Annotated in this window: 15 protein-coding genes; 2 read left to right on the top strand and 13 right to left on the bottom strand. The window is 39.5% G+C overall.

Annotation, left to right across the window (positions count from 1 at the left end):
* Window positions 1-266: 266 nt before the first annotated feature.
* The 4 genes from CSV74_RS04980 to CSV74_RS04965 form a co-directional block, all read right to left on the bottom strand.
* Window positions 267-992, bottom strand: coding sequence for an amino acid ABC transporter ATP-binding protein (locus tag CSV74_RS04980; RefSeq protein WP_099690980.1), 726 nt, complete (start codon window positions 990-992; stop codon window positions 267-269).
* Between the two features lie 14 nt (window positions 993-1,006).
* Entirely contained in the window at window positions 1,007-1,672 is a 666-nt protein-coding gene (locus tag CSV74_RS04975) for an amino acid ABC transporter permease (RefSeq protein ID WP_099690979.1), read from the bottom strand.
* A gap of 39 nt (window positions 1,673-1,711) precedes the next feature.
* Window positions 1,712-2,536: a transporter substrate-binding domain-containing protein gene (locus CSV74_RS04970; RefSeq protein ID WP_099690805.1), complete on the bottom strand. Its 825-nt coding sequence runs from the start codon at window positions 2,534-2,536 to the stop codon at window positions 1,712-1,714.
* Between the two features lie 503 nt (window positions 2,537-3,039).
* Window positions 3,040-3,525 (bottom strand): YkvA family protein, encoded by a 486-nt coding sequence (locus CSV74_RS04965; protein ID WP_369823685.1) that lies wholly within the window; start codon window positions 3,523-3,525, stop codon window positions 3,040-3,042.
* A 298-nt stretch (window positions 3,526-3,823) separates the two neighbouring features.
* Here CSV74_RS04965 and CSV74_RS04960 point away from each other — a divergent pair, with 298 nt between their 5' ends.
* Window positions 3,824-4,663: a pyridoxamine kinase gene (locus CSV74_RS04960; protein ID WP_099690803.1), complete on the top strand. Its 840-nt coding sequence runs from the start codon at window positions 3,824-3,826 to the stop codon at window positions 4,661-4,663.
* 84 nt (window positions 4,664-4,747) lie between these two features.
* On the opposite strand, the gene CSV74_RS04955 is transcribed toward CSV74_RS04960, so the two are convergent.
* The 9 genes from CSV74_RS04955 to CSV74_RS04915 form a co-directional block, all read right to left on the bottom strand.
* Window positions 4,748-6,004, bottom strand: coding sequence for a YeeE/YedE family protein (locus CSV74_RS04955; protein WP_099690802.1), 1,257 nt, complete (start codon window positions 6,002-6,004; stop codon window positions 4,748-4,750).
* Window positions 6,005-6,166: 162 nt separating this feature from the next.
* Window positions 6,167-7,630 (bottom strand): MDR family MFS transporter, encoded by a 1,464-nt coding sequence (locus CSV74_RS04950; protein ID WP_099690801.1) that lies wholly within the window; start codon window positions 7,628-7,630, stop codon window positions 6,167-6,169.
* 153 nt (window positions 7,631-7,783) lie between these two features.
* Complete coding sequence (locus CSV74_RS04945) at window positions 7,784-8,698, bottom strand: conserved phage C-terminal domain-containing protein (protein WP_099690800.1); 915 nt, start codon at window positions 8,696-8,698, stop codon at window positions 7,784-7,786.
* A 167-nt stretch (window positions 8,699-8,865) separates the two neighbouring features.
* Window positions 8,866-9,219 carry a hypothetical protein gene (locus CSV74_RS04940; protein ID WP_099690799.1) on the bottom strand — a complete coding sequence of 118 codons (354 nt, stop codon included), beginning with the start codon at window positions 9,217-9,219 and terminating at the stop codon, window positions 8,866-8,868.
* Window positions 9,220-9,793: 574 nt separating this feature from the next.
* Window positions 9,794-10,318, bottom strand: coding sequence for a YceI family protein (locus CSV74_RS04935; RefSeq protein WP_099690798.1), 525 nt, complete (start codon window positions 10,316-10,318; stop codon window positions 9,794-9,796).
* Between the two features lie 151 nt (window positions 10,319-10,469).
* A complete protein-coding gene (locus tag CSV74_RS04930; protein ID WP_199170314.1) occupies window positions 10,470-11,066 on the bottom strand; it encodes an NADPH-dependent FMN reductase in 597 nt (198 codons plus the stop codon).
* Window positions 11,067-11,442: 376 nt separating this feature from the next.
* Entirely contained in the window at window positions 11,443-12,180 is a 738-nt protein-coding gene (locus tag CSV74_RS04925; protein ID WP_099690796.1) for a pirin family protein, read from the bottom strand.
* Between the two features lie 72 nt (window positions 12,181-12,252).
* Window positions 12,253-12,558 carry a monooxygenase gene (locus tag CSV74_RS04920; RefSeq protein ID WP_099690795.1) on the bottom strand — a complete coding sequence of 102 codons (306 nt, stop codon included), beginning with the start codon at window positions 12,556-12,558 and terminating at the stop codon, window positions 12,253-12,255.
* Window positions 12,559-12,560: 2 nt separating this feature from the next.
* Window positions 12,561-13,484 (bottom strand): DsbA family protein, encoded by a 924-nt coding sequence (locus tag CSV74_RS04915; RefSeq protein ID WP_199170320.1) that lies wholly within the window; start codon window positions 13,482-13,484, stop codon window positions 12,561-12,563.
* Window positions 13,485-13,748: 264 nt separating this feature from the next.
* Between CSV74_RS04915 and CSV74_RS04910 the strand changes: the two genes are divergently transcribed.
* A complete protein-coding gene (locus CSV74_RS04910; protein WP_099690793.1) occupies window positions 13,749-14,309 on the top strand; it encodes a TetR/AcrR family transcriptional regulator in 561 nt (186 codons plus the stop codon).
* The last annotated feature ends 118 nt before the right edge of the window (window positions 14,310-14,427 follow it).

Genomic DNA, 14,427 nt, shown 5'->3' with positions numbered 1-14,427 from the left:
ACAGTATGACCAGAACAAAGAATAGATAAACACCTATACATCGAAGGATAATCGTTTCAATTATTACGATAGGTTAGACGTATATTGGGTTTCTTATGAATTTTCAACGCTTCAAGGTTTCCCGGGAAATCTCAGAAGTACGCATTTAACGGGAGCAGTACAGATCGTAGATGTAAAGCAAAAGACACCAGATCTCTGAACAATGAAGTACTGTTCGGGGATCTGGTGCCTCTTGTGAAAATAGGAATCAAGCTTTTCTGCCGTTCTTATACGTCCACCATTTCTAGAAATTGCAGTGTTCGTTCATTTGTTGAGTGATTAAAGAACGTCTCTGCATCAGAATCTTCAATGATGACTCCTTCGTCTAGCATAATTACTCGATCTGCAACATTTTTCGCGAACTTCATTTCGTGTGTAACGACGATCATCGTCATCCCTTCCTCCGCTAAGTTTTGCATGACTTGCAACACTTCCCCAACCAGTTCAGGGTCTAAAGCAGAAGTTGGTTCGTCGAATAATAAGACTTTCGGTTCCATGGCAAGTGCTCGAGCGATCGCAACACGTTGTTTTTGACCACCAGATAATTTATTAGGATAGACTGCTGCTTTTTCGGATAGACCGACCTTTTTTAATATCTCGTGTGCCATCTTCTTCACTTGTACTTTGTCCATTTTCTTGACCATTAAAGGCGCTTCCATTACATTCTCTAAGACGGTTTTGTGCGGAAATAAATTAAAGTGTTGAAACACCATTCCCACTTCCGCTCGGATTTTGGCTAAATTGTCTTTCTTCTGATTGACTTGCTTTCCATCAATTGTGATTACGCCTTCATTTGTCAATTCCAAAAAGTTTAAACACCGCAAGAAGGTACTCTTTCCTGAACCACTGACCCCGATGAGAACCACCACTTCTCCACGGTGCACTTCCATTTCGATACCTTTTAACACTTTCAAATCTCCAAATGACTTGTGAATATTTTCTGCTTTAATCATCGTATCTGCCCCCATTATTTATCCACATCCAATTTGTTCTCATACCATCTTAATAGAGCGCTAAAAATAAGAACGAGAATTAGATAATAAAGACCCACTACGAGAAACGTTTCGAATTGTTTAAAGTTAGAAGCAGCTACACGATTTGCCACACCAAACATTTCAGATACACCAATGACATAGACTAGTGACGAATCTTTTAATGTAATGATGAATTGATTTCCGAGCGGCGGAATCGCACGACGTAAAGCTTGCGGAAAGACGATCCGTCTCATCGTCAATGAACTATTCATCCCAAGTGCAAGACTTGCTTCTCGTTGCCCTTTGTCAATTCCTTGAATAGATCCACGGAAAATTTCTGCAATGTACGCACCGTTGTGGACACCTAATGCAATGGCACCTGCCCAAAAGTTATCTAAAACAATAATGGATGTGATACCGAAGTATAGAAACATAATCTGAACAATTAACGGTGTTCCTCGAATTAGCGTAATATAAATATTTGCGATCATCTGCAGTATTTTGGAGTTTGAAATTTTCATAAGGGCGAAAATGACACCTAAGACCACTCCGATTACAACTGCGATCGCCGTAATTTCGATGGTTAGTAAACCTGCTTGTAAAAATCCTTTGTACGTATTTTTGAATACGACATAAAATGTTAGTAAAAACTCAGGCACCGGCACACCAACTTTCTAAAAAATGGGTGGATATTGTATTTACTCCAATAACTCGACACCTTCTAAATCAATATCAAGTAAATTACGACCGAACCATTTATTTGAGATTTCCTCATACGTCCCATCGTCAATCATCTGTTGTAATGCCTGATCAAGCGCTTTTGTTAGTTCTGGATTTTCTTTATTCACCGCGACAGAAGGTTGTTCTACCCACATCGGCTTGTCGACCTCTTTGATTTCAAATCCGTTTTCAATCGCTTCATAGCCCACGATGTCCGCAGTGATCACTGCATCTAAACGACCTGTAACGGTTAAATCCTTTAATGCTACTACATCACTACTGTAATACTGGATATCGTCCGACAATTCTTTAGCAGGTTCTTCATATGTGGACTGAGCTACTACACCAATTTTCTTGCCATTTAAGTCTTCGGGAGATGTAATTTCGTTATTATCCTTTGCAACGAAAATCATTCCACCCGAATAATAGTAAGGCTCGGTGAAGTCCGCTTGCTTTGCACGTTCTTTTGTATACGCCATAGAACCAATAATTGCATCAAACTTATTCCCAACTAGCCCTTGTAAAATCGTTTCAAATGGATTCGTCACGGGGTTCGCTTCAAGTCCCATTTTCTCAGCAAGCGCATTTCCAATTTCTATATCAAAGCCTGTAAGTTTACCGTCTTCTTCAAAACTAAATGGTTTATACAGCCCGCTTGCAGCAAATGTGAATTTTCCTTCATTCACTAATTTATAGCCTTGATCTTCAGTACCTTCAGATGCTTTCTCGTCATCGGTACCACAAGCGGCAAGTACTAATACAGATACAGCTAGTAGTACGATCATCAGTATGAATTTCTTCATTTTCCAAAACTCCCTTTTTAGTTAGCAACATCGCTAATTTTTACATTTCATGAATGATTTCTTTTTTAGTGAAATTTTCTATTACGAGACGTGCTTTTATTTCTGAAGTGAGGGTATGGATTTGTTTCGAGGCTAAATATGCTTTCCAGTTTGAAACCGCTTACAATGAATGGTGGTCGTTGAGATTATTTCATTCTATTATTATACCTTTCCCCCTTTTTCATCGAGACTCATAAGATACTAAACTCAAAATGAATTCATCATATAACCGAAGTGAACTTCGAATCCTCAATACTCTCTCCTCACTTTCTAACTAGTAAGTTATTTACTATTAAACCATCATATCATAGAAAAGTGTACGTTTAATTACATATTCACATAATCTTTTTATTCATCTCAATAAATACAATATTTCTTTTTTTACTATGTTACGCTTATATAACTGCCTATACTATTTAATCAGTACATTAAAAAAGGTACACTTGTACATCCCCAATGAGTATTTACTCATTGGGGATGTTTTTAATTTCCCTATTCTCTTTCTTCACTTTCTTATTCTCTATCTTCATCTCCTTCTTCTCTTTCTTACTTTGTATAGTCTTTACCATTTCATCATCCAAGGAATCGGTATCTTTTATAGCATTTTCTCCAAACCAGTCAGTTACTTTATTTTTTGCGAGTTGTTTTGTATCTTCATCAATATACGTAGCTACGACTAGCAATGCTCCCACAACGATCGCCAAATCATCGGAATATCCCACGATCGGTGTGAAGTCTGGTATAAGATCCACCGGTAGTATAAAGTATCCTAGAGCACCCAAAATAGTAGACTTTACCTTCTTCGGAACTGTTGGCTTTTTAAATGTATAGAATAGTAATAGAGCCCCGTACGTTAACTTCACTCCTGCTTTTTTACCAAACTTAAGAATTTTATCCCAAAACTTTTCTTCTGAGAAATGGCTAGAATAATCTTCATTATTATTAACCAAGATATTACCTACTTTCTTTTGTTTTCTGAGTTTGTATGTCTTGTTTATTTTCATTCCCTATCATCACCTCAACGACTCGAAACGTTCGGTTGATCATATGTATACCCTCCATGCTCTGTATTGTAACCCATGAAATTTGATTATAAAATATGCTTGATACACCTTTTGAAAATTTCTCGTTTATCGAAAGAATGATATGTAATGAATGAACTAGTTATCACTAGTTCTCTTACAACAATCCACTGCATTCTTTATGCTATGATACGTATAATACATAGCAATTTACGGAGGATTCCCCATGAAAAAGGTTGCAATTATTCAAGATTTGTCTTCATTCGGTAAATGTTCACTCACGGCCGCGATTCCAGTACTTTCCGTAATGGGCGTGCAAGCGTGTCCATTGCCTACAGCGGTTCTGTCTGCACAAACAGAATATCCGAGCTATTACTGTCATGATCTTACGAATGTCATACCGCGCTATACGGAGGAGTGGAAGAAGCTCAATGTTTCATTTGACGGCATTCATACCGGTTATATTACGGGCAAAGAGCAAATTCACCAAATCCTCACGTTTCTCGAAAGTTTTTATACTGATCGGACACTTTTGCTCGTGGATCCGGTGCTTGGTGACAATGGAAAAGCGTATGATAATTTCGACGAAGAACTTCTTGATCAAATGAAGGTTCTTGTCGCGCGGGCGGATATTATTACGCCGAACATTACGGAATGCTGTTTGCTGACCGGTTATAGCTATGATGTATTGCACAGCTGCATGGATGAACAGGATTACTTGAAGAGCGTAGAGGACGCAGGTAGACAACTCCAACTATCAACCGGCGCTGAAATTATCATTACAGGAATCCAGCCACCTAGCCGGCAAGATTCTATCGGCAATATGTATATTAACGAGACGGATTCACTTTTCACTACGGTGCCGTACAATGGTAAAAGTTATTCAGGCACTGGTGATTTATTCGCATCGGTACTGATGGGCAGTCGACTTCGTGGGGTGAGCATGGAACAGGCGATCACGCTTGCAAAGGAATTTTTGCTCGCTGCCATAGAAGATACTGCTTTATACGATACGTCAGTAGAGGCGGGAGTGAATTTTGAGAAGTATTTGCGGATGTTGTTGTGAGAAGTACATACTATAAAAGCACCGATCCACGAAACTATATTGTGGATCTGGTGCTTTTTTGTGAATTTCATTGTTTCATTTTCATTAGCAAATAGAATCATTGGATTTCGGTACCGTAAGTCCGAACAAAGGCCGGAGATATAAGGCCAAGAACGTTCCAGCAAGTGCGAGAATCCCCCAAATATATCCGTGTAAACTAAATGATGCAATGCCGCCGAAGTAGGCACCGATATTACAGCCAAATGCAAGACGTGCGCCATAGCCCATCATCAAACCACCTATGACAGAAGCTGCGAAATTACCAACAGTCACGCGTGTGAATTTGAATAAACCGCCAGCTGCTGAAGCGACGAATGCTCCGATTATAACCCCAAGGTTCAATACCGTAGTGGAATCAGTGAAAATGGATGCTTCTAGCGCGGATGCGTTGGCCCCTTGCCAATACCCCCAACTCGCTACATCAAAGCCCAGAATAGAAGCTATTTTGGAACCCCATAATGCGAAAGCAGAAGTAATGCCCCAAGGCGTACCACGCGTAAGTAATGTTAATGCGTTCAACACTGCTAATACAATTGCAGCTGCAAACAAAGGCCAAGATCCACGAAAAATTCGTTTCCATCCTCTTTCAGTAGGAAGTGTTGCCATTTTCGGCGCTTTTTTCTTTTTCTCGATAATCAAAGTAATCCAGGCAATGAATCCAAATAGTGCAATCGACACAAGCCAAGCGCCACCATAGCCTAAACCAGTAGAAGTAGCCAATGAAATTGGAGCGAATGCAGGCATTTCTTCCGTCCAGAATGGTAAGTGGTACGCGCCAACTGTAGCACCGACAATGAAGAATGCTAGAGTTACGAACATAACAGTACGTCCACCACCTATAGCGTACAGTGTACCGGAAGCACAGCCACCGCCAAGCTGCATGCCGATTCCAAAGACAAAGGCACCTACGATGAGGCTAACACCTACAGGCGAAACATAGCCGGCTACCGGGCCACCAAAAAATGTAGCGCCATAAGCTAAAATCGGAGCAAATAACGTTACCGCTATGCCCAACATTAGCATATGCGATCGCATCGCTTGGCCGTTTCCGACTGACGCCATGCGCCGGAATGCGGATGTAAAGCCAAAGCGTGCATGGAAGAGAGTGAAGCCAAGTAATAACCCAATGCCGAGAAGCATCGATTGAGAAATATGCTGAGTGGCTAGTAAATAAGCGAATAACACTATTGCCACAAGTACGCCACCCGCAATCAATAGTTTTTGCGGAGGATTCAATAAAAGATCTTCCCGTTCAACCGGTCCTTTTACGTCATTGACCGGTTGTACTCTTATCGTAGTCATTGTATAACACCCTTTTCCTATTAATTTACTAGGTATACTAATTCATATTAGTATTATATGTTTTTAAAGTCAACTTGTTGAGCTTATAGCGGTTTTTACATAGATTTGCAGTAAACCACATAAAAAACCTCAACCCTTTTGTAAGGATTGAGGATTCTTCAGTTATTTGATTCCTTCCACATCTTCCCGTGGAGTCGCACGGTACACAATAAACGACAGCACAACCGCCACAAGCGACATGGCAAACGCGATAAAGTACACAAGCTCCACACCAGCAACGAGAGCCAAATCAGCAGTAAGTGCGTCTTCAGGCGTCGTAGACTTCTTTAAGAAGTGCAATTGTCTCGCGTTCATAATACTAATAAATACCGACACGCCAATAGCTCCAGCAACAGGTTGTAGCGTCGACATCACGGCCGTGCCGTGCGGATATAACCGCTTAGGTAATTGATTCAGTCCATTCGTCTCGGCTGGCATCATAATCGCAGAGACACTGAGCATAAGCAAAATATAACTCGTGACAACAACCCAAATCGGTGTATCGAGCGTCAATCGACTCATCATGAACATCGTTCCACTAAGAACGATTGTGGCTGGAATCATCAGCACACGTGGACCAAATTTATCGAATAATGACCCCATGAATGGAGACATAATACCATTCAATATACTGCCTGGCAGTAGGATTAAACCTGCTGTCGCTGCGCTAAGTGCCAGTGGTCCTTGCATATAGATAGGCAAGATGATTTCAGAAGCGAACATCGCCATAATAATGATCAGGAACAAGAAGACCGCGTGCGTGAACATTGGGTAACGGAACACGCGCATATCCATGACCGGCTCCTTCAACTTTAGTTGCCTTATAGCAAAAAGCGCAATTCCGATTACACCGACACCAATCAACAGCAAGACGCGAGGATTCGCAAATCCATCTGCACTTTCACCGACTGAACTGAATCCATACACGAGTGATCCGAAACCAATCGATGAATAGACCAATGAAATATAATCAATTTTAGGTTTTGTAACTTCCGTAATATTGATCAAGTATTTATAACCGAATCCGATAGAAAATAATGCGAATGGAATGACGAGGATAAATAAGTAACGCCACCCAAGATATTCCACGATTACACCTGATAACGTGGGACCAATCGCTGGTGCGAACATAATGACGAGTCCGATGATGCCCATAACCTTGCCGCGTCTATGCGGTGGATAAATGAGTAAGAATACGTTGAAGATGATCGGCATCAGTAACCCTGTTCCAACAGCCTGTATTAGGCGACCCATTAATAGAATAGGAAACGTCGGAGCACTCGCAGCTACGATCGTTCCAATCGTGAATACGGTCATCGTACCGAGGAATAATTGCCTCGTCGTGAACCATTGTAAAAGTAAAGCCGAGATCGGGATGACGACTGCCATGACAAGCATGAAGCCCGTTGCCATCCATTGCACGGTCGGTAACGTGATGGAAAACTGATCCATCAGTGTGATCAGTGCAATGTTCAATAGTGTTTCATTCAAAATGGCGAAAAATGCACCGATAATAAGAGCCAACATAATAGGCATTACTTTACTATTTGGGTTATCCGCCAAGTATTCGTATTTCTGTTCTTCCATCTCAAAACCTCTTTCGTTGATCACGTGTATTCGGCAATATAGTTACCGTACATTTACTCTAATCATGCTTTTTTATAGGCGACGTGTCAATCTTTCGAGATCCAAAATGACAATCTTTTTTCAACGTTATAGTTTCTCGTTTACACAGGCGGTCTAGCCTAAATTTTCCCCTTGGCTAAAATCCAATACAGGTGACTGAGGCACGTGTCTTTGCGTAGCTTGTACAGGAACTGCCGGTTGTTCATTCAAATAGTTTTCAAAGTTCGTCGGGTTGAATAACGTCGAAGGACGTAAGTATGCTCGGTATTCCGGATTGTTATTCCACTGCGACACTTTGAGATCAATGACCTGTACGAAATCCTGTTGTGTATAGCCTTCTTTCACTCTTGCGTTAATAAATTTCTTAGTAGCTGCGGATGTAGCTTTAAATTGCTTACCGGTTTTCTCATTCAAATAAGCAATGACGAAATGCGTAACGTCGAGAGGCTTCTCGACAAGCTCTTTATTCTTTATTTTTCTAAGTTCTTTAAGTTCTTTGGTTATAGGCCGTACCACATTGGTACAGTCCTTCGTTTCACTTTGGTACGACACAGCGTTTCGAAGTGAAACGTCCGTTGTATCAGATTGAAACATCGCATCGTCTTCTTTTTGATCTGTTGATGTATCAGATTGAAACGTCGCATGATCTATTTCCAGTTCACTATTTGCCGGCATCACTTCTTCAACCGACGTATCATTTTGAATAGAAAAAGCGGGTAGTTTGGTGTAATCAATCCGATACCATTTCGTCTTATCAATTTTCATCTTGTTGTATTCTGAAGTCGAAATGAGGTATCCTTGTTTTTCCAAATTATAGATCGTGCGTTTAATTGTCATACGTGACAAGAACGAAAATTCCTCTAGCCATTGATCATACGTTTTATACACCCACTGATGGCCGTCGCGCACGTTTTTTGAAATGAGTGAACGGAAATGCAGTTGCTGCAGAAATAACGCCTCATTTAAACCCACTAAATGTACAAGTGATGGTAGTAATTGTAATGGCTGTTCATTGATTAATAACTTCATATTGAATTCCTCCTAGAATGTATGTAAGTGATAGCAATCCACCACTTCACTTACTATATAGAAGGCTTTTTGCATAAGGATACTGGTTTTGAAAATATTTTTTCGAGTTACAAAAGCACACGAAAAAAGAGCGGATGCGTTAGGCCTCCACTCTTCTGTATTAGTCGTTAATTGATGTTCAATACTTCTTCACTCGCTGGTTGTAGCAGATGTATCGCATTCGACTCACATACTTCATAATTTATGAGATACATCTTTTCCCCAAAGTTCTGTCGCTTTGAACGAATGTAGCCGGATTTCTCCAGTTTTCGTATCGCGCGGATAATCGTAGCCATTGACCAGAAACTCATCACGGTATGCCACTCCTTATACGACCTACTCACCCACTGCGTTCCTTCTTCCGTATCATTCGGGCCGAAAGATAGCTCATGGATTTGTTGCAGGAACATCGATTCATTGAGTCCGATCTTCGCTGCTGTGTGTGGATGAAATTGTAGAAATTCTTCATGGTTCATTTGCATTATGGTTTCCCCCTACTAACTAGTTGTAAGCGACAGCTATTTGCCTCTTCACTAGCTATATAGAGAGCTTTTTGAATAAGGATACACCTTTTTAAAATTTTTTAAAGATACGCACTAAAAGAAGCTAGTTCAGAATGAAAATGTCGTTTGTTAAAGATTTCACGAACATTTAAACTCTAATCACTAGCTTCTTTTAGTATATACATCAGTTAAAGATCAGTAGATGTGTTGTAATTTACGCCCTAACTATTCTCTAAAGCCACTAGATCGTTTAGTCTTCGTTACATACGTCTACCCGTTGTTCCCAAAACGTTAGCGCTCCAGTCGAAACACTATACATTTAGCACCAAACCATTTATTATGAATTCGAGATATCAAAGGATAAAACTACAAATTTTATTGTAGCATATATAACCTGACGAACTTTCGGACACGGTTATCTTCTTAACACGTTTTTCTTTTCTAACTAATCTACCCCATACGTAATGCTACTACTGGCAATGAACACTTTCTCATCATTTTTTGTAGTGGTTGATCGCCTTTTCTGTAAATGAACTCAACAATTGCAAATTCATTATGCTGGATTCACTTGAAGTTCTACTGTGATTTTAATATCATCGCCTACTAATACGCCGCCTGTTTCTAGTGTTTGGCTCCAAGTTAAACCATATTCTTTTCTAGAAATTTTTATTGCTGTTTCAAAACCAACTACATCTACACCCCAAGGATTTTTTCCAGCTCCGGTACGCGTCACGTTAAACGTAGTTTTCTTCGTAACATCTTTAACTGTCAGATCCCCTGTCACATCATATTCGTCTTCTCCTGTTTTAACAATTTCAGTTGAATCAAATGTAATATTCGGATACTGTTCTACATTAAAGAAATCAGCTGAACGAAGGTGGTTATCACGATCTTCATTATTTGTATGAATGGTGTTCACATCAATCGTAAAGTGAATTTTTGCATCTGTTAAATTGTCTAGATCTCCAGTCACTGACCCTTCAAGTCCAGTGAAGCTACCTCTCACATTTGACACCATCATATGTCTAACCGAAAATCCTACGTTCGTGTGCGCTGCATCTACATTCCATTTTGTCATTTAAAACTCTCCTCTTTTTATAAGTGTTAAGATGATCACATAGCGTAATTATCTCTAATTCAATATATTTTGTTTGATTATAACTTAAATCATGATTACTTAGTTCATAGTTCTACTCCTATAAACCATTTAAAGACTTTTTACTATTGCATTATTTACGAATTGTATTTAATGCCGTCGTCCATGGGATGACTTGGTCTAACATTTGATTGACTGAAGCAGCTTGCACATCAGCTGGTTTGAGTTCTGTGCCGTTTTCAAAGTCTGTAAATAATGATAATGCAGGGTGAACACGAACATGTGCCACGGATAATTCACTCAAAATACCACGTAAATGTTCTGCAGCACGAGCTCCGCCTACTGAACCGTATGAAACGATACCTGCTGCTTTGTCGTTCCACTCTACACGAAGGTAGTCTAATGCATTTTTAAGTGAAGCCGAAATGGAATGATTGTATTCTTGTACGATGAATACGAATCCGTCTTGTTTTGCGATGATTTCTGACCAAGCAGCTGCGCCTGATGCATCGCCACCCGCTTCACCTAAAAGTGGTAATTTATAATCAGCGATATCAATAATCGTGTAATGTGCGTCTCCACGTTGATCTGCCAATTTCCTTACCCATGCTCCCACTTGTGGACTAACGCGTCCCTCACGTGTTGATCCTAAAATTATCCCTATGTTTGATTTTGTCATAGTTATTTCCTCCTCTTGTGTTGTTCCAAATATTTTACTGAAAAAGCCCATTTTACATTCCAACTCCAGACAATTACTCTTTATCGATTGGTTTCACTGCTGCTATCATTTTGTTCCTTTCAATGAAACCATTTTTTCACGAAACGCATTTCTAATATATAGGTGAAAAATTTATAATTCTTTACCATAGCTAAATATAGCTGTTACGTAATAAATTGCTTTTAATTTATACGAAATACTCCCCTCTATCATTAGACTGAATTAATTTATTATTAATTCGAGGTAATTTCACTCAAAAAAATGAGATTGCGTGAATTGGAAATCTGACTATATTTGCAATTAATTAATTTATCTCGAATTCGATATAAATATACCATGGGTCCATTTCATATGTCAACACTTTAAATTATGTTAATGAATCCGTCGGCTAGTTCGTCCAACCACTAATAGTTCCATCTATAGACATGGGCGCATTCAGATCAACAAAGAACAATACAATAGTAGCGTCTTCATTCGCAATAAACGATGGGAGTGGATTGACTACATCGGTTACCGCTTCTTGTTTGCCGATTGTGAGATGCTGCATCGTGATCTCCCCATTCATGACGTATAGAAAAGGTGTAAGACCTGTATAGGCTGGAACGTCTAGCGCTTCACCCGCTCTAGGATGCGCGTCTAGTATGTAGACGTGTTGTCGCAAATAAAGAGGTGCTTCGCTTCCTTTAGGACCTACCATGACATACCAATCCTCATTGTCTACCGGCTTATTATGAAATTGAATTTCTGGTGAGAGATCGGTTTCATTTGGTCGGATGAAGATTTGAAGCATTTCGACCTCATCTTCTTTCACTTTTTCTTCATGCCAAAAGCCAGCCCCTGCATTCATCATCATTAATTTTCCTCGTGCAATAGGCGCTTCAAAACCCGCCGAATCTCGATGATGCATGACGCCTGAGCTAATATAGCTTAAGATTTCATCATTTATATGCTGATGCATGTTAATCGTTAACCCTTTTTTCATTACCGCATGATCAATGATCGCTAACGGTCCAAATGCAGTGTCTGTCGTTTCATCTCCAAGAATATTCCCCGGTTGAATGCGTGTAATGGTGAATGGCCCTCTAAACGGCACCGTATGATTTCCTGCTGCAAGTTTTTGTAACACTAGTAACTCCCCCTTTTTCACCGTATATAATAAAATCGACTATCCAAAGTGTTTATACAAATACTTCAGTTTTTATTTTACGGGTCCTCTATTAATCGCAGTAAGTGCAGAATTGACAGCAAAGATTTTCGTGTTAATGTCAGTGATGCCAAAGCTAGCTAATCTCTTTGTATGCATCTCTACATATTTTTCAGCTGATTCCTTTGTTTCGAAATTGTAAATTCCACCGGCTTCATTTGCTTCAGGATCTTCTGTCCATATTTTCCAAATGAATCCCTCTTCTTCATTGATACTCTTCGCTAAGTCAGCAAAGCCCTCTGCCATTTCTTGTCCGAATGGCCCATTCATCTTAAAATCGACTTGTAATACGTATGTCATGATCATTCTCCTTTGGATTCAGTCGTTGTGAAATAGATTTCTCCTAGCATTTCTATTGCTTGATAACGATTTGATGGTAGTTCTTTTTCTACATAGGAAGGTATATTGGATTGTTCAACATCGTACATGACTTCAATTTCTTTTGAAAAAAGTAGTCTCTCTTTTTCAAGTAAGCTAGAAAGTGCTGGTTGTTCCTTCGGCTGAAGTACTTCCACGTCTAGCACTTTTTTTAATCCGTCTACGTATGATTCAAATGGACGGCCACCTACAATTTTCACGCCCTTATTTTCCGCATTGATCATCAGAATACTTGGGAAACCTCTAGCGCCTAAACTTCTAGCTAAAGCAAAGTCTTCATTCAATAATTGTTGTCCGATTGGTTGTTCAGCTTCATTGACAACCGCTTCCCCATCCAGGCCTAGTGTATTGACGATCTCCACCATTACAGAGCGCTCCGAAATATTTTGATTGAATACGAACAGTTCTTCTCTTGTACGACGTAGATAAGCAGATGCTAGTGCGTCACTATGGTTTTTTTGAATGATTTTATATACACGAGATGGTGGATACGAAGATTGTACGGGATGATCAATCATTACACTACCATCAATCGGCATTCTTGAATGTTCTCCAACTTCTCTCCAGTGACCCGCGACGTCAGCTGGCTTATAAATTCCATTTGCGCGATCAATAGGCCCATCATGCCATTTTTCTAACAAACCGCCCATCACCGTATGCATGTTGAAATAACTACCATACTGCTCTACAAAACGACGGAGCTCAGGTTCAATCGCCCAACAATGAGAACAAATAGGATCCGTCACGTAATAAAGATTAATCTTTTTTGCCGGCTGATTAAAGTCGATGATTTCCATCTCCTCATTTCCAGCTTCTCCACATACACCTGTTTCTATATCACATATCATATTCTTGTTGTTTTTCAATGAATTATTCCTCTTTTCTATACAATACGTATCGATCAATTTCGTCCGCTTAAATTAAGTTACTGATCGTGTTTACTCCTACTGTGTATGCATATTGTAAGAAGTATTCATTACTTCACGGGTTAATCATTTGAATACAACTACATTCTATAACATAATGAAATTTATCAACACCAATAGAAACTGGATTTTGTCGCTTATGCAACACATTGATGAAATTGTTGGAAAAGTAGGAGGGATAACAACATGAATCAACCAAAGACGGACCCACGAATTCAACGAACTCGTAAATTAATCATGGATTCTTTTATGGAACTGTCGGGTAAAAAAGAATTTAAAGATATTACCATTACAGATATTGCAGCTGAAGCGATGATTAATCGTGCCACGTTCTATTACCACTTTGAAGATATATATGACTTATTGGAAAAGGTACTATCGGAAGTATTATTAGTAAATTTGGATTGTAGTAATTACCAACACAAGGAATTAAATGAAGAAGTCATCACCAGTATATTTGTAGCGATCACGAACTTCCAACAATCATTATCGAATCGTTGTCACAGAGGATATGAGGATACCATTGCTCGGAATATTAGAGAACAGCTCGAAATCATTTTTTATAAAATGCTGTTAAAACCACATCACACGGAAGAAGATGAAGGGTTGAAAATTACCGCTGTTATATTAAGCTGGGGAATTTACGGAGCTTCTGTAGAATGGAAAAGAAAGAGTAACGAAATTACACCGGAAGATTTTATTCAATTAGCCATCCCTCATTTACTGCCAAGGGATAACGGTGTATAAACATGTAACCTGTACATAATAGACGAGTTATGAAAATATATGATTGGATTATTATACAGGGTTTCGTGCTGTCTTAGTCAATCTCTGCGTATTGCTGTTGCCATCGATAGTTCTTGCT

Source organism: Sporosarcina sp. P19 (genome assembly GCF_002743165.1).
GTDB lineage: Bacteria > Bacillota > Bacilli > Bacillales_A > Planococcaceae > Sporosarcina > Sporosarcina ureae.
This window is presented reverse-complemented; position numbering and strand designations above follow the sequence as displayed.